Annotated in this window: 17 protein-coding genes and 2 tRNA genes; 6 read left to right on the top strand and 13 right to left on the bottom strand. The window is 62.7% G+C overall.

All coding sequences use genetic code 11. The features are described from left to right. Positions 1-451 precede the first annotated feature (451 nt). From VGL01_RS19690 to tig, 7 genes are all read right to left on the bottom strand, one after another. Positions 452-527, bottom strand: a tRNA-Val gene (locus VGL01_RS19690). 62 nt (positions 528-589) lie between these two features. Continuing rightward, positions 590-862, bottom strand: coding sequence for an HU family DNA-binding protein (locus tag VGL01_RS19685; protein WP_173260119.1), 273 nt, complete (start codon positions 860-862; stop codon positions 590-592). Positions 863-1,009: 147 nt separating this feature from the next. Beyond that, positions 1,010-1,576, bottom strand: coding sequence for a hypothetical protein (locus VGL01_RS19680; RefSeq protein WP_331572294.1), 567 nt, complete (start codon positions 1,574-1,576; stop codon positions 1,010-1,012). Positions 1,577-1,687: 111 nt separating this feature from the next. Then, positions 1,688-4,105, bottom strand: coding sequence for an endopeptidase La (lon, locus tag VGL01_RS19675; RefSeq protein ID WP_331572292.1), 2,418 nt, complete (start codon positions 4,103-4,105; stop codon positions 1,688-1,690). 199 nt (positions 4,106-4,304) lie between these two features. Further along, positions 4,305-5,576, bottom strand: coding sequence for an ATP-dependent Clp protease ATP-binding subunit ClpX (clpX, locus tag VGL01_RS19670; RefSeq protein ID WP_173260087.1), 1,272 nt, complete (start codon positions 5,574-5,576; stop codon positions 4,305-4,307). A 209-nt stretch (positions 5,577-5,785) separates the two neighbouring features. After that, positions 5,786-6,439: an ATP-dependent Clp endopeptidase proteolytic subunit ClpP gene (clpP, locus tag VGL01_RS19665; RefSeq protein WP_173260088.1), complete on the bottom strand. Its 654-nt coding sequence runs from the start codon at positions 6,437-6,439 to the stop codon at positions 5,786-5,788. Between the two features lie 119 nt (positions 6,440-6,558). Further along, positions 6,559-7,905, bottom strand: a complete 1,347-nt coding sequence (gene tig, locus VGL01_RS19660) for a trigger factor (RefSeq protein WP_331572290.1) — start codon at positions 7,903-7,905, stop codon at positions 6,559-6,561. Positions 7,906-8,288: 383 nt separating this feature from the next. Between tig and VGL01_RS19655 the strand changes: the two genes are divergently transcribed. Continuing rightward, on the top strand, positions 8,289-9,431 hold the full coding sequence (locus tag VGL01_RS19655) for a glycerate kinase (RefSeq protein ID WP_331572288.1): 1,143 nt from the start codon (positions 8,289-8,291) through the stop codon (positions 9,429-9,431). Positions 9,432-9,492: 61 nt separating this feature from the next. Continuing rightward, positions 9,493-9,945 (top strand): MarR family transcriptional regulator, encoded by a 453-nt coding sequence (locus VGL01_RS19650; protein WP_331572286.1) that lies wholly within the window; start codon positions 9,493-9,495, stop codon positions 9,943-9,945. An 84-nt stretch (positions 9,946-10,029) separates the two neighbouring features. Here the strand turns inward: VGL01_RS19650 and VGL01_RS19645 are convergent, their stop codons facing one another. From VGL01_RS19645 to VGL01_RS19630, 4 genes are all read right to left on the bottom strand, one after another. Beyond that, positions 10,030-11,046: a 2-dehydropantoate 2-reductase gene (locus VGL01_RS19645; RefSeq protein WP_414720305.1), complete on the bottom strand. Its 1,017-nt coding sequence runs from the start codon at positions 11,044-11,046 to the stop codon at positions 10,030-10,032. An 83-nt stretch (positions 11,047-11,129) separates the two neighbouring features. After that, positions 11,130-11,216 (bottom strand) — tRNA-Leu (locus VGL01_RS19640). A gap of 248 nt (positions 11,217-11,464) precedes the next feature. Beyond that, positions 11,465-12,619, bottom strand: coding sequence for a tRNA 2-selenouridine(34) synthase MnmH (mnmH, locus tag VGL01_RS19635; protein WP_331572282.1), 1,155 nt, complete (start codon positions 12,617-12,619; stop codon positions 11,465-11,467). 160 nt (positions 12,620-12,779) lie between these two features. Continuing rightward, the gene (locus tag VGL01_RS19630; protein ID WP_331572280.1) at positions 12,780-13,673 is read right to left on the bottom strand and encodes a LysR family transcriptional regulator; all 894 of its coding nucleotides are present in this window, start codon (positions 13,671-13,673) and stop codon (positions 12,780-12,782) included. Between the two features lie 134 nt (positions 13,674-13,807). On the opposite strand from VGL01_RS19630, the gene VGL01_RS19625 reads away from it, so the two are divergent. After that, entirely contained in the window at positions 13,808-14,533 is a 726-nt protein-coding gene (locus VGL01_RS19625) for a pirin family protein (RefSeq protein WP_331572276.1), read from the top strand. A gap of 29 nt (positions 14,534-14,562) precedes the next feature. Here the strand turns inward: VGL01_RS19625 and VGL01_RS19620 are convergent, their stop codons facing one another. Both VGL01_RS19620 and VGL01_RS19615 read right to left on the bottom strand, forming a co-directional pair. Then, on the bottom strand, positions 14,563-15,417 hold the full coding sequence (locus VGL01_RS19620) for a hypothetical protein (RefSeq protein ID WP_331572274.1): 855 nt from the start codon (positions 15,415-15,417) through the stop codon (positions 14,563-14,565). A gap of 172 nt (positions 15,418-15,589) precedes the next feature. Beyond that, positions 15,590-16,297, bottom strand: a complete 708-nt coding sequence (locus VGL01_RS19615; protein WP_331572272.1) for a FadR/GntR family transcriptional regulator — start codon at positions 16,295-16,297, stop codon at positions 15,590-15,592. A 262-nt stretch (positions 16,298-16,559) separates the two neighbouring features. Between VGL01_RS19615 and VGL01_RS19610 the strand changes: the two genes are divergently transcribed. The 3 genes from VGL01_RS19610 to VGL01_RS19600 all read left to right on the top strand — a co-directional run bounded on the left by VGL01_RS19610 (position 16,560) and on the right by VGL01_RS19600 (position 20,107). After that, a complete protein-coding gene (locus tag VGL01_RS19610) occupies positions 16,560-17,582 on the top strand; it encodes a zinc-binding alcohol dehydrogenase family protein (protein WP_331572270.1) in 1,023 nt (340 codons plus the stop codon). Between the two features lie 19 nt (positions 17,583-17,601). After that, entirely contained in the window at positions 17,602-18,732 is a 1,131-nt protein-coding gene (locus VGL01_RS19605) for a mannitol dehydrogenase family protein (protein ID WP_331572268.1), read from the top strand. A 91-nt stretch (positions 18,733-18,823) separates the two neighbouring features. Then, positions 18,824-20,107 carry an MFS transporter gene (locus tag VGL01_RS19600; protein ID WP_331572266.1) on the top strand — a complete coding sequence of 428 codons (1,284 nt, stop codon included), beginning with the start codon at positions 18,824-18,826 and terminating at the stop codon, positions 20,105-20,107. The last annotated feature ends 17 nt before the right edge of the window (positions 20,108-20,124 follow it).

Below are 20,124 nucleotides of genomic sequence, written 5' to 3'. Positions count from 1 at the left end.
GCCAATTCGACGCATCCCGATACATTTTCTGCGCCCTTTCCGATACCTGAGGTTATGAAGCCGAGGGATGCAGCGTTCGCTGAAAAACACGAGGGGATGCGCGATGTGCGCAAAGCCAATGGTGACGGGGGATTCGAGGGAGGAACGCGTCGGGTCGCGCCAATATCGGCGCGCTGCGCCTCCCGCGCAAAACGCATCGACGTAGGGAATTTACCGATGAGCGCCTGCTTTTCGAGGGCGATTGCGACGAATCGTCCGCCTGGCGACGGGATTGAACGACAACAGCCCGGATACAGGCGGCAGCCGGCGGACGTTCCCGGGCGCCGGAAGGACGACAAAAAACCCGCAGAGCTAAAAGCTGTGCGGGTCTTCGGTATTACACAGGCTATTGCGGCAGGTCACCGCGGCAGGTACTGCGGAACTGCCTGAAAGCGAATCGCGAAACGGAAAATGGTGGGTGCTGAGAGGCTCGAACTCCCGACCTACGCCTTGTAAGGGCGCCGCTCTACCAACTGAGCTAAGCACCCGTTCGCGCTACATCCGTTGACTGGTAGCCGTACGATTCAACGCTTGCCAGCCAACGAGCCCGCTAGTTTAGCGCATCTTTCAACGCTTTGCCAGGCTTGAATTTCGGAACCTTAGCTGCCTTGATCTTGATGGCTGCGCCCGTGCGCGGATTGCGGCCCGTGCGCGCCGTGCGCTTGCCGACGGCGAACGTGCCAAAACCGACCAACGTCACCGAGCCGCCCTTTTTCAACACGCTTTTGACGCCGCCGATCACGGCCTCGAGCGCCCGTCCGGCCGCCGCCTTCGACAGATCTGCTTGTTCTGCAATGTGGTCGATCAATTCCGTCTTGTTCATCCGAGTCCCCGATGATGATTGTTGGGCTGCAGTTGTGAGAGCACCGTAAAGTGCCCGAAAGAAAGCGCAGGCGATGCTGCGCTGGCCCATTAAAGATGGCCGAAACTGGAGTGTCAACCAGGGTTGCGCCGGATGCGGAAGGTTTTGCTAGCCGCACGACAGCCGTTTCCGTGTGTCGATTTCCGGGTTTTCGACAAAGGAAAGGGCTTTGCCTTGCGGCGTCAGGCATTGATCGCCCTGAAAAATCTGCCAGGCGAAAAACGGAATGATTTGCGCCTGAGGAGTGAAAGGCGCTGTGTCGTATCCGGCATAGTCGGCAGTAAAGGAATCTCCGTTTTGAAATTCAAAATGAAGCGCACCGATATGTCTTGTCGGGCCGCTGGCGCCATCGTTACTGACGTTGAAGCCAATCACGTCTTTGGCACGAATAAAGCGTTTCTCGCGCACAGGCGGAAGGACGAAATCAACCGGGGTGTTGTCGTGAAAGCTCACCCTCAACGCTTCTTCACCCACCCTGACAAGTTGCGCACTGAGCCGGCAAGGCTTTTTCCCAACATTCAGGATGGCGAAAAAAGCATTGGATTTGCTCATACCGGGGGCATCGCCCGCGATTTGCCGGATATCAAGCTGATTCGACGTGCAATCGATGCTCTGTGAAAACGCTACTTGATGTCCCAGCAGCAATGAGAAGATAACAAGACGAGAAACTTTCAAAGGTTCTCACCTCCAGGTTGATGCGCCCTACCGGGCGCAAAAAAAGCCGCGAGAAGCGCATTGCGCGCCTCTCGCGGCTTTTCACAGCCGCTTATCTGCGGCCGTCATCTTTCAATGCTTGACGACTTCCGTCGTAGCCGCATCCTTCGCCGCTTCGGCAACGGGCTCAGCCTTCGGCTCTTCTTCCGGCAGTGCCTCAGGCACCCGCTCCAGCGCAAGCTCCAACACCTTGTCGATCCACCTGACCGGCACGATCTCGATCGAGTTCTTCACGTTGTCGGGAATCTCGGTCAGATCCTTGACGTTTTCCTCGGGGATCAACACGAGCTTGATGCCACCGCGGTGTGCAGCCAGCATCTTCTCCTTGAGCCCGCCGATCGGCAGTACTTCGCCACGCAGCGTGATCTCACCCGTCATCGCGACATCGGCCCGCACGGGGATACCCGTGAGCACCGACACCAGCGCCGTCGTCATCGCGATACCGGCGGACGGACCGTCCTTCGGTGTCGCACCTTCCGGCACGTGGATGTGGATATCCTGCTTCTCGAACGCCTCGTCCCTGACCCCGAGACGCCGCGAGCGGGAGCGGACCACCGAACGCGCAGCCTCGACCGACTCCTTCATCACATCGCCGAGCGAACCCGTGCGAATGACGTTGCCCTTGCCGGGCATGACCGCGGCTTCGATCGTCAGCAGATCGCCGCCGACTTCCGTCCAAGCCAGACCCGTCACCTGGCCAGTCTGATTCTGCTTGGCCGCCAAACCGAAGTCGTACTTGCGCACGCCGAGGAACGTATCGAGGTTGCTGCCCTCGACCTTGACCGCACCCTCCGCCTTTTTCAGCAGCAGCATCTTCACGACTTTGCGGCAGATCTTCGATATTTCACGCTCGAGCGAACGCACGCCCGCTTCGCGCGTGTAGTAACGAATGATGTCGCGAATCGCCTGCTCCGCAACCTCGATCTCGCCTTCCTTCAAGCCGTTGTTCTTCTTCTGCTTCGGCAACAGATAACGCTGCGCAATGCTGACCTTTTCGTCCTCGGTGTAACCCGACAAGCGGATCACTTCCATCCGGTCGAGCAACGGAGGCGGAATATTGAGCGAGTTCGATGTCGCCACGAACATCACATCCGACAGATCGAAGTCCACTTCGACATAGTGATCGGCGAACGTGTGGTTCTGCTCGGGATCGAGCACTTCCAGCAACGCCGACGACGGATCGCCGCGGAAATCCATGCCCATCTTGTCGACTTCGTCGAGCAGGAAGAGCGGATTGCGCACGCCGACCTTCGTCAAGCTCTGCAAAATCTTGCCCGGCATCGAACCGATATAAGTACGGCGATGGCCGCGGATCTCGGCTTCGTCACGCACGCCGCCCAGCGCCATGCGCACGAACTTACGGTTCGTCGCACGCGCGATCGACTGACCGAGCGAAGTCTTCCCTACCCCCGGCGGCCCCACGAGGCACAGGATCGGCGCTTTCACCTTGTCGACGCGCTGTTGGACCGCGAGATACTCGAGAATCCGCTCTTTGACCTTTTCGAGGCCGAAGTGATCTTCATCGAGCACGCGCTCTGCGTTCGAGAGGTCATTGTTGACCTTGCTCTTCTTGCGCCACGGCAGCCCGATGAGCGTATCGATGTAGTTGCGCACGACCGTCGCTTCGGCCGACATCGGCGACATCAGCTTGAGCTTCTTGAGTTCCGAATCGGCCTTCTTCTTGGCTTCCTTCGGCATGCGTGCGGCTTCGATGCGCTTTTCCAGCTCTTCGAGATCGGCACCCTCTTCGCCTTCGCCAAGTTCCTTCTGGATCGCCTTGACCTGTTCGTTCAGGTAGTACTCGCGCTGGCTCTTCTCCATCTGACGCTTGACGCGCCCACGGATGCGCTTTTCGACCTGGAGGATGTCGATTTCAGCTTCGAGCTGGGCAAGCAGGTGCTCGAGCCGTTCCACGACCGGGAACATCTCGAGAATGTGCTGCTTTTGATCGAGCTTGAGCGGCAAGTGCGCGGCAATCGTATCGGCCAGACGCCCCGCTTCATCGATACCGGCAAGCGACGTGAGAATCTCGGGCGGAATCTTCTTGTTGAGTTTCACGTACTGGTCGAACTGCGACACGATCGCACGGCGCAGCGCCTCGGTTTCGGCGCTGTCCGCATGGTCGGGTTCGAGCGGCATGACTTCGCAGGAAAACTGCGTCTCCTGCTCTTCGATCGTCAGCGTCTTGGCACGCTGCAAACCCTCCACGAGCACTTTTACGGTGCCGTCGGGCAGCTTGAGCATTTGCAGGATGTTTGCGATACATCCTACTTCGTACATGTCCTTTTCGGTCGGCTCGTCCTTGGCCGCCGTTTTTTGTGCGACAAGCATGATGTGCTTGCCACCCTCCATCGCCACTTCGAGCGCCTTGATCGATTTCGGGCGCCCCACGAAAAGGGGGATCACCATATGTGGGAAAACAACCACATCTCGCAAGGGCAACAGCGGGAGCGTCGTGCGCTCAGAAGGGAGGAGTTGGGTTCCTGACATTTCATTTCCCCATTAGTGGATTCAGAACGTTCGGTAGTTGAGGCCCGCTACATCGATTGCAAGCCTTCGCGCGTGGGAAAAAGTTCAGTGAAAGTGTCGAAGTCGTCAGTGCTAACCCACAAGATAAACGAAAAAAGCCGTTCACGTCGCCATGAACGGCCTATGTCAAAGAAAACCCTAGGCCCAGCAGGTCCATCGCTCAGTTGGAACCCGCTACCTTCGGGGCTTCCTCGTAAATCAGCAACGGCTTTCCGTCGCCCTCGATTACGTTGTCGTCGATAATCACTTTGCTGACCCCTTTCATTGCCGGCAATTCGTACATCACGTCGAGCAACGCCTGTTCCAAAATCGAGCGAAGGCCACGCGCGCCGGTCTTGCGGCGGATTGCCTTGCGCGCCACGGCTTGCAACGCCGCGGGACGAATCTCGAGTTCGACGCGTTCCATCGCGAAAAGCTTGTTGTACTGCTTGACGAGCGCATTCTTCGGTTCGACGAGAATCTTCATCAGCGCCGTTTCGTCGAGTTTGCCGAGCGTCGCTACGACGGGCAGGCGGCCGATCAACTCGGGAATCAACCCGAATTTGATCAGATCCTCGGGCTCGACTTCGCGCAGCACCTCGCCGGCGTCGCGCTCCTGCTTGCTCTTGACCGTCGCGCCGAAACCGATACCGGTCTTTTCGGTCCGGTCCGTGATGACTTTCTCGAGTCCGTCGAAGGCGCCACCGCAAACGAACAGGATGTTGGTCGTGTCGACCTGGATGAAATCCTGGTTCGGGTGCTTGCGGCCGCCCTGCGGCGGCACCGATGCCATCGTGCCCTCGACGAGCTTGAGTAATGCCTGCTGCACGCCCTCGCCAGACACGTCGCGCGTGATCGACGGGTTGTCGGACTTACGGCTGATCTTGTCGATCTCGTCGATATAAACGATGCCGCGCTGAGCCTTCTCGACTTCGTAGTTGCAGTTTTGCAGCAACTTTTGAATGATGTTCTCGACATCCTCGCCGACGTAGCCCGCTTCGGTCAGCGTCGTGGCGTCCGCAATGACGAACGGTACGTTCAGCAGGCGCGCGAGCGTCTGGGCGAGCAACGTCTTGCCCGAGCCCGTGGGCCCGATCAGCAGGATATTGCTCTTCGAGAGCTCGATGTCGTCTTTCTTGTCGAGGTGCTTGAGCCGCTTGTAGTGGTTGTACACCGCCACGGCCAGGATCTTTTTCGCCCGTTCCTGACCAATCACGTATTGATCGAGAATGTCGCGAATTTCTTGCGGACTCGGCAGGTCGGATTTGGACAAGCCTGCGTCCGTGCCTGCGCCCGCGGCTTCGTCGCGAATGATCTCGTTGCACAGGTCGATACATTCATCGCAGATGAACACCGACGGGCCCGCAATGAGCTTTTTCACCTCATGCTGGCTTTTGCCGCAAAACGAGCAATACAACAGCTTTTCGCTGTTCGAACCTTTTTTGTCCGCCATGGATATACGAGCCTCCGGACACTCGAAAAACTAGGTACGCTGTTCGTCGGCTTTCGACTTTAGGGTCGGATTCTACAGACGAAACATGGGGCGGCGTCTCCGCCGTCGACGCCCTGAACTTTATTATCGACCATTTATAGCATCGCTTGAGCCGGCATCCGCACCTACGAGCGAAAGAATGCCGGCTGCCGCGAGATGGTCCGTCACGATTAGGGGCGCTTTTGCAGCACCTGGTCGACGAGGCCGTAAGCCTGGGCGTCCTCCCCCGACATGAAATTGTCACGGTCGGTGTCGCGGGCGATACGTTCCACGGGCTGACCGGTGTGGTGCGCGAGCAAATGATTCAACCGGTCTTTCAGGTAAAGAATTTCGCGTGCCTGGATTTCGATATCGGAAGCCTGGCCGCGCGCGCCGCCGAGCGGCTGATGGATCATGACCCGTGCGTTCGGCAGCGCGAAGCGCTTGCCCTTGGCACCGGAGGCCAGCAGGAATGCGCCCATGCTCGCCGCAAGACCCATGCACAGCGTCGAAACGTCCGGCTTGATGAACTGCATCGTATCGTAGATCGCCATGCCGGCCGACACCGAGCCCCCCGGACTGTTGATGTAGAGGCTGATGTCCTTATCCGGGTTTTCGCTTTCGAGGAACAGCAGCTGTGCGACCACCAGATTCGCCGTCTGATCGTTGACTTCGCCGACCATGAAGACGACACGCTCCTTCAGCAGCCGCGAATAGATGTCGTACGAACGCTCGCCCCGGCCGCTCGTTTCCACGACGATCGGGACGAGGCCGAGCGCCTGCGTCTCGAGATCCCGCGGCGCGTTCGAGGCCAAGGTGTCCAGCAATTGAGCGCGAAAGGTCATGCAATGGTTCCTTTTCGGAATAGGTCTTGGATGGCAACGGCACCGGGAACGCGCACCCGTCAGCAAAAACGGCGTGCGGCCGTCGCTCCGACAGCCTGCACGCCGTTCGCGGCGAGACCTTACGCTTGCGCCGAGGCGCTTGCCAGTGCTTCGAAGCTGACTTCCTTGTCCGTCACCTGCGCCTTGCCGAGCACGAATTCGACGACGTTGCTTTCCACGACGTACGCTTCCATTTCGGCCAGACGCTGCTGGTTCGAATAATACCAGCGGATGACTTCTTTCGGGTCCTCGTAGCTCTTGGCGAATTCCTCGACCTCGGCGCGGATCTGCTCGGGCTTCGCCTCGAGGCCGTTGGCCTTCACGAGTTCCGCCAGCACGAGGCCCAGCTTGACGCGACGCTCGGCCTGCTCCTTGAACATTTCCGCCGGGATCGGGGCGTTCGCCGCATTCGGCACGCCGCGCTGCGTCAAGTCCTGGCGCGCCATTTCGACGAGCCGCTCTTGATCCTGCTCGATCAGTGCCTTCGGAACTTCGAGTTCGGAAATGGAGAGCAGCGCGTCCATTACCTGGTTCTTGACGATGGCCTGCGTCCGGCGCTTGGCCTCGCGCTCGAGGTTCTCCTTGATCTCGGCGCGCATCTTCGTCAAATCGCCGTCGGCAATGCCGAGCGATTTGGCGAATTCCGCGTCGACTTCCGGCTGATGCGGCCATTCGACCTTTTTCATCGTGATCGTGAACTGCGCCGTCTTGCCGGCCACTTCCTTGCCGTGATAGTCGTCCGGGAATTTCAAGTCGAATTCGCGCGTTTCGCCGACTTTCAAGCCCGTTGCGGCCTGCTCGAATTCGGGCAGCATGCGGCCCTCGCCCAGCACGAACGCAAAGTCTTCGGCACTGCCGCCCTGGAACGGCTCGCCATCGAGCTTGCCGACGAAATCGACGGTCACCCGGTCGCCGGTTTGGGCAGCTTGATCGCCGCCGCCGTCACCGTGCTCGCCCGCCTCGCCACGCGCATGGTAGTGCACGCGCTGCTTGCGCAGAATATCGAGCGTGCGGTCGACTTCCGCGTCCGCGATCGTCGTGACCGAGCGTTCGACCTTCGCGGTCGACAAATCGCCGAGCTTCACTTCCGGGTAGACCTCGAACGTCGCATCGAACGCGTAGGCCTCCTCGCCCGTGCCCTCTTTCGGGCTGAAGCTCGGCTGGCCCGCCACGCGCAGATTCTCGGCACGGCTGATGTCGAAGAACTGCTTGCCGACCTTGTCGCTCAACACTTCCGCCTCGACCTGCCCCGCATACTGCTGCGTCACCATCTTGAGCGGCACCTTGCCGGGGCGAAAGCCCGGCATGCGCACGTTCTTCGCAATCTGACGGATACGCGACTCGATTTCCTTTTGCACCGCTTCCTTCGGCAGGGAAATGGTCACGCGGCGTTCCAGCTTGCCGAGGTTTTCAACAACGTTAGCCATGGCTTCAATCGTCCTAAATTGATCTAGCGAATCGGGTTACCTTCTCCGTGCCAGGGGCGGCGCATCTCTCGCAAAAAGGCGCCGCATCACCTTTTCGGCCCGACGCGCGCGTCGCCCTGCTCCGTGCCCGCATGCCTGCAGGGAGGCGACGGCACGGGTTGGATCGGAAGAATCGAGCATTCTAGCAAATTATTGGTCCAGCAAGCCCCGAATCGCGGTTTTTCAAGGCACATTTCAGGATATATCGCGTCCGCTCGCGCGCGCCGCTTCGAATGTCCCGCGTCCGCCGCCGGCTACCCGTCGGCGCCGGGGCGCTGATATGCTGTCGACCGACGCTGGCGGCCCGCTCGCCCGGCACATGAAAAAAACTGACAGGAGACGTCATGCCCAACCTCTCGCCCGCCCCGGTCGTCGTCATCGCGCCCGATTCGTTCAAAGGATCGCTGAGCGCGCAGGCCGTGGCCGCCGCCATCGCCGCCGGCATCAAGCGCGCACGACCCGACGCCGTCGTTCGCCTCGCGCCGATGGCCGATGGCGGTGAAGGCACGCTCGACGCCATGCTCGCTCACGGCGGCGAACGCCGCGTCGTGCAAGTGAGCGGCGCAGCCGGCGCAGTGCGCGAGGCAGCGCTCGGGCTCTTGCCCGACGGCAGCGCGATCGTCGAGACCGCGGAGATCGTCGGCATCACCGATGCGGTCGCGATGCGCACGCCCGTCGAGGCGCGCAGCACGCGCGGCATGGGCGAGGCGATTCGTTCGCTGCTCGACCTCGGCGTGCGCCGGTTTTTCGTCGCGCTCGGGGGCAGCAGCACCAACGACGCCGGCGCAGGCCTGCTCGCGAGCCTTGGGCTCGTCCTGCTCGACGCCGAGGGGCGCGAGCTCGAGCCGACGCCCGAATCGCTCGCACGCCTCGCGCGCATCGATGTGGCCGGGCTCGATGCGCGGCTTCGCGAAGTCTCGTTCGTCGCCATGTCCGACGTCGACAATCCGCTCTCGGGCGAGCAAGGTGCCACGGCCGTCTTCGGTCCGCAAAAAGGCGTCGCGCCCGCTCAGGTCGCGCCGCTCGATGCCGTGCTCGAACGCTTCGCGACGATGCTCGAAACGGCTTTGGGCCGGACCGCACGCGCGCTGCCCGGCGCCGGTGCGGCAGGCGGCCTCGGCTTCGCGCTGCATATGCTCGGCGCACAATTCCAACCCGGCGCGGAAGTCGTGGCGGTTCAACAGGGACTCGATGCGGCGCTGAGCGGAGCGAACTGGCTCATTACCGGCGAAGGCCGTTCCGATACGCAAACGCTGCGGGGCAAAGCGCCGTTCATCGCCTGCCAGCACGCGCGCGCCGCGGGGGTGCCCGCCTCGCTGCTGTCGGGCGCCGTCGATCCGTCGGCGCTTGCGCACTTGTCCGCGCATTTCGATGGCTGCTTCTCGCCGGCGCCCGGCCCGATCACGCTGGAAGCGGCGATCCGCGATGCCGCAATGTTGCTCGCCAACGCGGCCGAGCAGCTGACGCGCATAAAATACGGCGCATGAACCTCGCGCGCGGTGCCCGCGCGGGCTTCGCCTCACTGTGCCGATAACCAAAAGGACCGCTATGAAGGCCGCCGCCAAACTCGGGCTCGAGCAGTTTTTGACCTACCGCATGCACGTGCTCAACAAACTGTCCGATCGCGGCATCAGCGAACGCTACCATGCCAAGCTCGATATCACGCTGCCCGAAGCGCGCGTCATCGCGGCGGTCGGCTCCTTCGGTCCGTTTTCGATCATGGATCTCGCGCGGCGCGCCAATCTCGACAAAAGTCAGGCAAGCCGCGCCGCGGAAGCGCTGATCCAGCGCGGACTCGTTCGGCGGGAGGCCAGCAGCGAGGACGGGCGCGTCGTGCTCGTTTCGCTGACGAGCGAAGGCCGGGCGCTGTATCGCAAGGTCATGCCGATTGCGCGCAAATGGAACGCGGAGCTCTTCGCATGTCTCGACGATGCGGAAAAAGCCAGCCTCGGCCGTGTGCTCGACAAGGTGATCGCGAATGCGCTCGCGGAGCGTGAATGACCGCGGCGAGCGACAGGCAGCAAAGCGCTTAAAGCAGACGGAACGAATCGGCGCGGACGCGGCGAAAGACGCCAGCCGGGAACTTCAGAGGCCGCTCGATGCGGCGCGCTGACGCAGCAAGCCGAGCACAGCGTCGCAAAACGGCGTCGGCACGCCGAGCTTGCGGCCCAGCTCGGGAAACACCCCTAGAATCGGGCCGATCTCGAGCGGCCTGCCCGCCTCCATGTCCTGCAACATCGAAGTCTTGAATGCGCCGAGCTCGCGCGTGACGGCGAGACGCGCTTCGATCGTCATGCCGCTCGAGAAGCCCAATTTGCCGCCGATCGCGGCGGCTTCCTCCATCATGCGCACGGTGAGCGCGTGCGTGTAGGGATCGTCGAGCAGACGATCGGCCGTCGAGCCGGTCAGCGCGCTCAACGGGTTCATATTCATGTTGCCCCAGAGTTTCGCCCAGATGTCGCCGCGGATCGCATCGGTGCATTCGGCGTCGAACCCGCCTTCGCGCAGCGCTTGCGCGAAGGCGGCGGCGCTCGGGCCGAGCGCCGCCTGAGCGGCACCGACGATGAGGCGGTTGCCTTTTCCGCGCCGGACGATGCCGGGCGCGTCGGTCGACGCCGAGAGGTGGACGACGCAGCCGATCGAGCGTGCCGCGGGCAAGATACGACCGATGCAACCACCGGGATCGACGGCTTCGAGGCGGCTGTCGGCAAGCGGCGTATCCATACCGTCGAGAAACCACCACGGCAATCCGTTGGTCGCGCTCACCACGGCCGTGCACGCGCCAACGAGCGGCGCAAGCGCTGCCGCCACGGCAGGCAATGCCTGAGCCTTGAGCGCGATGACGACGAAATCCTGCTCGCCGAGCTCGCTCGGGTCGTCGCTCGCGCGGACCGTTGCGGCCCGCCCGGTGTCGCTCGCGGTGGCGGCGTCCACCATGCGGATGCCATGTTGGCGAATAGCCGCAAGGGTCGCACCGCGCGCAAGCACGCTGACCGCGTGCCCCGCCTGGGCCAGTGCGATCGCAAGGGCTCCGCCGATCGCGCCGGCACCGACGATAGCCGTGCGTACGGGCCGATCAGTGCCGTGCGTCGTGTCGTGGATGGTGTTCATGTCTCGCCGAGTGAAGGCATCGAGCCGAGGCCGGGTGCCTGTGGCGAAAGCCTGGCCGGTGAACGAAAAAGAAGTGGTGCGAGGAAGGGGACTCGAACCCCTACACCCTTGCGGGCGTCAGGACCTAAACCTGGTGCGTCTACCAATTTCGCCATCCTCGCAGCCGGACGCGCGCGCGATGCGCGCTCCGATATCCGGCACACCGAGGCATCGCGCCCGTGATGTGTGCACGGTGCACACGGTGCGAACGCCCCGAAGCGTAAGCGCGGGATTTTAACCGATTCGCCCGCGGATGTCTTTCCCTGCATGACGATCCACGATTCGGACGGCGACTGTTCCGCACCGTCTCGACATGCACAGACCATCCGCCCAAGCGACACACGCGGACGGGCGCCGCCCACGGCGCTCCTCAACTGTCGGCAAGATTGGCCGGCGCGCCGTGCCGCGGGTTGCGCGCGGCGCCGGTCCGCTCGGTCCGCGCATCGGGGGTTGGCACCGGCGAGCCCGCGGGCAGCGGCTCCGCGTTGATACGCGAGATCAGTTCGCGCGCCTGTTCCACTTGCGTCGACGAGCAAGGATCGAATGAAAACGGGAGCGCACGATCGATATTGCCGAACGAACGCAGGCTGCTGCGTGCATAGGCCGGATCGTAGTGCGCCTCGACCAGTTCGGTGAAAAGCCGCTCGCGTTCGTTCGCGTCGACGAGCGCATGCCAATGCCCGACCGTCTGACGGCTGTGGAGTCCGACGAGACGCGCGAGTTGGTCCTTGAAGTATTGCGGCGTATCGAAGAGATGTCCGTAATCCTCCAGCAGGAATTTCACTCTGATCGGCAACGGCGTGCACACGCGCACACATCGCCCGGCGTGAAACGCATCGAGCAGCGAACTCGGCAACGTGATCTGACCGATGCGGCGGCTTTCCGCCTCGATGAACACAGGCCGCTCCGGACTCAAGCGCGAGAACGCCGCCACGAGCGCCGTATCGAACGCCTTCTGGGTCGGCTGGGGCTCGCCCGGCAGCGCGCCGAGCAAAGAGCCGCGATGCCGGGCCAGGCCTTCGAGATCGAGCACCTGCGCACCTGCCTCGGCGAGCGCATGCAGCAGCCGCGTCTTGCCCGTACCGGTGTGCCCCGTCAACGCAACATAGCGAAAGCGCGACGGCCATCGTTCCAGATCGTCGAGCACCCGCTGACGGTAAGCCTTGTAGCCGCCGTCGAGTTGCCGCGCCTGCCAGCCGATCAGGTTGAACCATGTCGTCATCGAGCCCGAGCGTTTGCCTCCGCGCCAGCAATAGACGAGCGGACGCCAGTTGCGCGGACGATCGGCAAACGTGGTTTCCAGATGATGGGCGATGTTGCGCGCGACCATGGCGGCGCCGAGCCGCGTCGCTTCGAATGGAGATTGTTTGTACAGCGTCCCGACGATGACGCGCTCTTCATTGCTCAACACGGGCGCGCTCACTGCGCCCGGGATATGGTCTTCGGCGAATTCGAGCGGCGTTCGCACGTCGACGATCTCGTCGAACGAAGCGAGCGCATCGATTGGGACAACGAAATTTTTCACGAGGGCTGCGAGGCCGGATGAGCACGAGGAGACAGCGACGAAAAACGTTGCGGTTCGATCGACTGCGCGGCCCGGCTGGAAAGAGATGTGCGGCATTATCGCATGGGCCGCTCGCGAGCGCGCTTGCCGCTGGCTGACACATCGCATGCGGCGCACGGGCTTATTGCTGCCCCAACCCGCGCGCGAAACGCTGACGCAGGAACTGCGTGAACGAGCGCACCGTGATCGAGTGCTCGCGGTGCTGCGGGTAGACCGCATAGAGCGCGAGCGACGGCGCGGCGAATTCGGAAAGGACTTCCACGAGCGCCCCGCTCGCCAGCGCAGGGGAAACGATGAACTCCGGCAACAGTGCAATCCCAAGGCCGGCAATGGCCGCATCGCGAACGACTTCGCCATTGTCGGCACGCAACGGTCCGCTGACCTCGAAAACGCGCTTTTCTCCGTCGACGGTCAGCGTCCATCCGGTCACCCCTTCCCGCCCATAAAGCAGACAGGCATGACGGGCGAGATCGGCGGGGGTCGCCGGCAAACGCTCGGCCGGGCGATAGCGTGGCGAGCAGCAGGCGATCATCCGTATTTCGGCAAGCTGCTGAGCGATCAGCGTCGAATCCGTCAACGTGCCGATGCGCAGGGCCATATCGAAGCCGTCGCCGATCACGTCGACGGTGCGATCGCTCAGCTCGATATCGATGCGCACGTCGGGGTTCGCGCGCATGAAGTCCGCGACGAGCGGCGATAGGTGGGCAGTGCTGAACGACAGCGGCGCGCTCACGCGCAGGAGACCGCGCGGCCGCGTTCGCCCGAGCGACAGCGCCGCTTGCGCATCCGCCACTTCGGCAAGAATCCGTTTCGCGCGTTCGTACAAGTCCTGGCCGAGATCCGTCACTGCCAGCTTGCGCGTGTTGCGCACGAGCAACCGCACGCCGAGCGACGACTCCAGCGCCATGACCCGGCGGCTCACGAACTGCTTCGAAAGCTGCAGGCGATTTGCCGCCGACGTGAAGTTCCGCGCATCCACGGTGGCGACAAAAATGCGGAGGTCATCGAGTTGCATGCGAATGTCCACCATGACGTGACAGTGAGTCTCATTTTCACATGATTTTGAACGTTCCGGTTGACCTAGACTGTCGTTACGGTGAACGGCGGCGGAGCGTCCGCTGCCGGACTAACGATTTGACGGAGGTCGACATGGTTGAAATCAGAAATGCCAACGAGCGCGGACGCGCCGAACACGGATGGCTCAGCTCGCGCCACTCATTCTCGTTCGCCGGCTATTACGATCCTGAGCAGATGGGCTTCTCGGATCTCCTCGTCATCAACGACGATCGCGTGATGCCCGGCCGGGGCTTCGGCAAGCATCCGCACCGCGATGTCGAGATCTTCTCGTATGTCCTGGAGGGCGCGCTCGAGCATCAGGATTCGCTGGGCACGGGTTCGGTCATTCGCCCCGGCGATGTGCAATTGATGAGCGCGGGTACCGGCGTGCTGCACAGCGAGTTCAATCCCTCGCCCTCGGAGCGGGTGCATTTTCTGCAGATATGGATCGCCACTGCGCGCAACGGCGCCGAGCCGCGCTATCAACAGCGCACGTTCGAGCCGGCGGAAAAACGCGGCAAGCTGCGGTTGATCCTCTCGCCCGACGGCGCGCAGGAATCCCTGGAGCTACGCCAGGATGCGCGTGTTTATGCCGGGCTCTTCGACGGCGACGAAGCCGCGCAACTGACGTTGGACGAGCACCGCTTCGCTTACGTCCATGTCGCGCGCGGCAGCGTAACCGTCAACGGACAAGTGCTCGGCGAAGGCGACGGGATGCGTTTGCGCGATGAGCGCAATCTGAGCTTCAGCAACGGGCGCGATGCCGAAGTGCTCGTCTTCGATTTGCGCAATATCGAAATGTCGGAGTTCTGGCAGTAAGCGGCCGCGGCGCGAGCGCTGACGTGTGGTCACGCGCCCGCGTCGGCATTGCGGTCGTTCGGATCCCTTACCAACTGCCGCTCCACTTTTCCGGCGACGGCTATCGGGATATCGCGTTTCGGGGCTGTTTCGCGGGGCGGGATGCCAAGCGCCGATCCAGAAACGCCTATCCATGAGCGCCGTCGTGCTTCATCGTCGAACGTTCGGAGAGACGCGGAGAGGCGCCCCGACAATTCGAACCGCGCGTTGCCCGTCAGCGAGTCGATCATCCGGTCCAGGCGATAATAGTCGCCGGCCTGGGCGGCCTCCGGGAGACGTGACAGGTCCCACTTCACGATCGCACCCAACAGCATCGCGCGAGCATCGTCGGGCAGCGTTGAACACTCCATGAGCGCCCGCTCGATATTGGCGTGCATCATGTCGGGCGGCTGCTTCGACCATGAGCCGACGGCGTCCAACAGCAAGGCGCATTGCTCGCGCTGCCCCGGGGATAGAGGCTTGCCGTCTTGCTCCGTCATGAGCGCGCGCACGACCCTCATCACCGTCGAAAACTCTTCGCTCATAGCGGGACCGGGCTCCTTACCGTGTTGCCTGACCGAATGCAGCAACGCGCGATAGTCGATGGCTTCCGTTGTCACGAAGCTCGTCGTCGGCACATGTGAACGAAGCGGCGCACACACAAGACCCGCGGAGCGTTCAGCCTCGCAATCGACTACTTCACCGGAACGCGTAACGGCAAATCGGTACAGAGGGGCCAATCTACCGAAAGCCGCCAATTCGCGCGCTCCCACCGGAGTATTCCGCGGTAGGTTCACGCCAGACTCATCTTGGCCGGAGCACGGATGAGATCCGGTGGATTCCGCAGAAACGAACAGCGAAGACATAACGATTCTCCTGAAGCGCGAACAAGTGCATGCAGCATAGCGATCGGCCGCATCCGAAGAATCGAATGTACGAAGAAGCAATCCGCAAACCGAATGCACGCATACGGCATGCATATCCGTATGCGCCGCGCGACGACTGTCTCGCGCAAAATCGCCGCCCGCACAGGCGATATCAGCCCTGCTTGCGCTGCGCCATCACGCGCTCGAGCGATGCCTTGATATGGCGTTGCATCGCTGCTTGCGCTTGTACCGGGTCGCGCGCCTCGAGCGCTTCGAGAATCTCCTTGTGCTCGCCCAGCGCCGCGCGCCATGTGCCGTCGTTTTCGAAGTGATCCCGCAATTTCGTCGAAAGCGGACTGTGCCGCTCGTCGAAGAGCGATGCGATCAGTCGAATCAACACCTCGTTGCCGGACATTTGCGCGATTGCCGCATGAAACGCACGATCGGGGCCGATCGGTATTTGCCCCGCCGCGACTTCGCGCGCCATGTCGTCGTAAATGCCCCGCAGCGCCTTGAGTGCTTTCGGCTTCGCAAACGGCGCCACGCTCGCGACGATCGCCCCCTCGATGAGCGAGCGAGCCGCCATGTTGTCGACGAGGCTGTCGCCGAGTTCATCCTCGTTCGGCACGGCGCTCGGTGCTTCGCCCTGTGTTGCGCAAACATAGACGCCCGAGCCCATGCGAATCTCGACGCGCCCCTCGAGTTCCAGTGCGACGAGCGCCTCGCGTACCGTGGGGCGCGATACACCCAGCCGCTCGGCCAGTTCCCGCTCGGGCGGCAATCGCCCATTGCGCGCGAAATCAGGCTGCTCCATCAATGCACGCAGCTTGTCGGCAATCTGAAGATAAAGACGACGCGTCTCGGCGGGTTTGGCTGCCACGTGTACATCCTGTCGATGAGACCCCGGCGGACTCCAGCGCCCGCCAACGAGCCGCGATTGTAAATCGAAGCCGCACCTCGGCACATACCCTCGACGGGCACCTCGGTGCATTCGACAGACCAATGCGCCCTCGCAAAATTGGCTTGACCAATTCGCTCAATTTTTATATTTTGCACGCTGGTAAGGCCAAATGTCTCTCAGCAGGTCGCCGCACAGGCCGCCCAGTTCGGCGGCAATCCGTCCCCTAACCCTTCTGCCTTCGATGAAAACCGTCATTTGCGAACAACCGGGCAAGCTTACCGTTTCCGAGCGCCCGCGGCCCGAAGCCGGCCCGGACGACGTCCTGATCCGTATCAAGCGAGTGGGCGTGTGCGGTACCGACCTGCACATCTTTACCGGCAACCAGCCTTACCTCGCCTATCCGCGCGTGATGGGCCACGAATTGGCCGGCATCGTCGAATCCGCGCCTGCGAGCGCGTCGGTCAAGGCCGGCGACCAGGTCTATGTGATGCCTTATCTGTCCTGCGGCCACTGCGTCGCATGCCGTGCAGGCAAGACCAACTGCTGCGTCAATATCCGCGTGCTCGGGGTTCATGCGGACGGCGGGATGACCGAATATCTCGCCGTGCCCCAGGGCTTCGTCTTCAAGGCCGACGGCGTGACGCTCGACCAGGCCGCGATGCTCGAATTTCTCGCGATCGGCGCCCATGCCGCCGCGCGTGCCGAGGTGAAGCACGGACAACGCGTCCTCGTCGTCGGCGCGGGGCCGATCGGCATGGCCGCATCGATTTTCGCCAAGCTTCGCGGCGCGCAAGTCACCGTGCTCGATGGCCGCGCAGACCGGCTCGAGGTCTGTTCGAAGGCGCTGCACGCGGACCACACGGTGCTGCTCGATACGAGCGACGCGGCCACGGACGCAAAGGCGCTCGCACAGGTCACCGGCGATGAGTTCTTCGACGTCGTCTTCGACGCGACGGGCAATATCAAAGCCATGGAGCGCGGGCTCGAATTCGTCGCGCACGGCGGCAAGTATGTGTTGATCTCGATCGTGCGGGATCGGATTTCTTTCTCGGATCCCGAATTCCATAAGCGGGAGACAACGCTGTTGGCAAGCCGTAACGCGACACCGGCCGATTTCGAGACCGTGCTCGACGCCATGCGCGCAGGCAAGATTCCGACGGAAGCCCTCAACACGCACCGGCTGACGCTTGCCGAACTGCCGGAGACGTTTCCGAAGCTGCTCGATCCGAACGCCGGCGTCATCAAAGCCCTCGTTGCCTGCTGAAACTCCACCGTCATCGATAATGGGTAATCCGATTATTCAATTCGGCACGAGCCGCTTTTTACAGGCGCATGTCGATCTGTTCATCTCCGAGGCGTTGAAAACGGGTCGTGCACTGGGTCACGTCACCGTGGTCCAGACGACGAGCAATCCCGAAAGCCGTGCGCGAATCGAAGCGTTGCGCGCCGCGAAGCGCTATCCCGTTCGAGTGCGCGGGCTGCAACGCGAGACCGTCGTCGACACGACGATCGAATGCGATGCCGTCGACGAAGCGCTCGATGCCAATAGCGACTGGGCGACGGTGCGCGAGCGCTTCGTCCGCGATGCGCGCGTCGTGATCTCGAACACCGGCGACAGCGGCTATCGATGCGACGACGAGGACACAGCGGAACTGCTGCACGAGGAGACGCGCGTGCCGCGCGGTTTCGCCGCCAAACTCGCCGTGCTGCTACATGCGCGCTTCGCGGCCTCAGGCGCACCGCTCACGTTGCTGCCGTGCGAGCTCGTCAGCCAGAACGGCGATACGCTGCGCGCGCTCGTCGCCGGCCTCGCGCGGCAATGGCATGGCGATGCCGCATTCGTGCGCTATATCGAAGAGACTTGCGTCTGGGTGAATTCGCTCGTCGACCGCATCGTCTCCGAGCCGATCCGGCCCGTCGGCGCCATCGCCGAACCTTACGCCCTTTGGGCGATCGAGCGGCGCGCGGGCATGGTACTGCCGTGCGAGCACGACGCCATGATCGTCACTGACGAGTTGCACCGCTACGAGAGCTTGAAGTTGTTCCTGCTGAACCTCGGGCATACCTATCTCGCCGAGCGTTGGCAAACCGACGGGCGCCCCGCCGACGAAAACACGCTGCATGCGATGCGCGACGCCGCCTTGCGCGCCGATCTCGAGTCCGTCTGGCGTGACGAAGTGCTGCCGGTGTTCGATGCGCAGGGCCAGGGCGAAGCGGCACGCCGGTATCTGGAGGACGTGCGCGAGCGGTTCCTGAACCCGTTTCTGGACCACCGGCTCGCCGATATCGCCCGCAACCACGGCGAAAAGAAGGAACGGCGCTTGCGCCCCGTCGTCGCGATGGCCGCCGAACTCAGCCTCGGGCTGGCGCAACCGCGACTCAACGAAGCACTGCGTACGGCCACCGCAGTTTGAGTAGCCGCCGCCGTCTCGTTTCAAAGCCGGTATTCATATCACTGGAGCGGGCACAAAGCACCCGCTCCGGCAAGCAACCAGGAGACAAGCAATGAGGAAAATGCGTTGGGTCGTGATTTTGTTGTGCTTTCTAGCGATCGCCGTGAATTACATCGATCGCGCCAATCTTGCGGTCGCCGCGCCTGAAATCGAAAAGGCGCTCGGCATCGGACCGGCACAGATGGGGCTCATTTTGAGCGGATTTTTCTGGACCTACGCATTGATGCAGATTCCGTTCGGCTGGTTCGTCGATCGCGTCGGCGCGCGCATCGCCTTGCCGCTCGCGGTCGGCTGGTGGTCGATTTTCACCGCCGCGACGGCGGGCGTCACGAGCGTGGCCGGCATGTTCGGCTGCCGCCTGCTGCTCGGCATCGGCGAAGCCGGCGCCTACCCTTCGTGCGCCAAACTCGTGAGCCAGTGGTTCCGGCCCAGCGAGCGGGCGCTCGCCACGAGCATCTTCGATAGCGGCTCGCGCGTGGGATCGGCACTGTCGATCCCCGTCGTCGCGCTCATCATCGGCACGCTCGGTTGGAAAGCCGCGTTCGTCATCACGGGCGCGCTCGGCGCACTCTGGATCGTGGGCTGGTTCGTCATCTATCGCAGCCCCGCGCATGCCGACATGACGGGCGAACATGACGCCGTCTACGAAGCGCCGGCCCGGACGGGCAACGAGGTCACCTGGGCGTCGCTGTTCAAGCACCGCACGCTCTGGGGCATGATGCTCGGCTTTTTCTGCTTGAACTTCGTCATCTATTTCTTCATCACCTGGTTTCCGAGCTACCTCGTGCAAACGCGGGGCTTCTCGCTCAAGTCGCTCGGCACGCTGGGGATGATCCCGGCGCTGATGGCGATTCCGGGCGGCTGGATCGGCGGCCTCGTGTCCGACGCGCTCTATCGCCGCGGCTGGAGCCTCACGGCGGCGCGCAAGACCTGCATGGTCGGCGGTATGCTGATGTCGTCGGTCATCACCCTTTCGACGCTCACATCGAACGTCTATCTGATGCTTGCGTTCTTCGGCATCGCATACGGCAGCCTGGCCTTCGCCGCGGCCAGCATCTGGTCCCTGCCGGCCGACGTCGCGCCCACCCCGCGACACGTCGCTTCGATCGGCGGGATCCAGAACTTCGCATCGAATCTCGCCGGCATCGTCATCACGACGTTCACGGGCGTCATGGTCGCGATGACCAAGGGCTCGTTCACGATCCCGCTCGTCGTGGCCGGGGGATTCTGCTTTCTCGGCGCATTCAGCTATCTGGTGATCGTCGGCAAAATCGAGCCGCTGCCGGTCGAGCCCGACGCACGCAGCGTCGACGCCGGCGCGCGCTCCGCGGTGTGAGCTCGCTCGCGCACCCG

Origin of the sequence: Trinickia sp., assembly GCF_036503415.1 — a bacterium.
Classification (GTDB): domain Bacteria; phylum Pseudomonadota; class Gammaproteobacteria; order Burkholderiales; family Burkholderiaceae; genus Trinickia.
This window is presented reverse-complemented; position numbering and strand designations above follow the sequence as displayed.

What these genes read in the sequence shown, in the direction of transcription:
- VGL01_RS19650 (WP_331572286.1), top strand. Translation starts at nt 9,493, where the DNA reads ATGAAGGCCGCCGCCAAACTCGGGCTCGAGCAGTTTTTGACCTACCGC.
- VGL01_RS19655 (WP_331572288.1), top strand. Translation starts at nt 8,289, where the DNA reads ATGCCCAACCTCTCGCCCGCCCCGGTCGTCGTCATCGCGCCCGATTCG.
- VGL01_RS19625 (WP_331572276.1), top strand. Translation starts at nt 13,808, where the DNA reads ATGGTTGAAATCAGAAATGCCAACGAGCGCGGACGCGCCGAACACGGA.
- lon (WP_331572292.1), bottom strand. Translation starts at nt 4,105, where the DNA reads ATGTCAGGAACCCAACTCCTCCCTTCTGAGCGCACGACGCTCCCGCTG.
- VGL01_RS19605 (WP_331572268.1), top strand. Translation starts at nt 17,602, where the DNA reads ATGGGTAATCCGATTATTCAATTCGGCACGAGCCGCTTTTTACAGGCG.
- tig (WP_331572290.1), bottom strand. Translation starts at nt 7,905, where the DNA reads ATGGCTAACGTTGTTGAAAACCTCGGCAAGCTGGAACGCCGCGTGACC.
- VGL01_RS19685 (WP_173260119.1), bottom strand. Translation starts at nt 862, where the DNA reads ATGAACAAGACGGAATTGATCGACCACATTGCAGAACAAGCAGATCTG.
- VGL01_RS19620 (WP_331572274.1), bottom strand. Translation starts at nt 15,417, where the DNA reads ATGTCTTCGCTGTTCGTTTCTGCGGAATCCACCGGATCTCATCCGTGC.
- VGL01_RS19610 (WP_331572270.1), top strand. Translation starts at nt 16,560, where the DNA reads ATGAAAACCGTCATTTGCGAACAACCGGGCAAGCTTACCGTTTCCGAG.
- clpP (WP_173260088.1), bottom strand. Translation starts at nt 6,439, where the DNA reads ATGACCTTTCGCGCTCAATTGCTGGACACCTTGGCCTCGAACGCGCCG.
- clpX (WP_173260087.1), bottom strand. Translation starts at nt 5,576, where the DNA reads ATGGCGGACAAAAAAGGTTCGAACAGCGAAAAGCTGTTGTATTGCTCG.
- VGL01_RS19630 (WP_331572280.1), bottom strand. Translation starts at nt 13,673, where the DNA reads ATGCAACTCGATGACCTCCGCATTTTTGTCGCCACCGTGGATGCGCGG.
- VGL01_RS19600 (WP_331572266.1), top strand. Translation starts at nt 18,824, where the DNA reads ATGAGGAAAATGCGTTGGGTCGTGATTTTGTTGTGCTTTCTAGCGATC.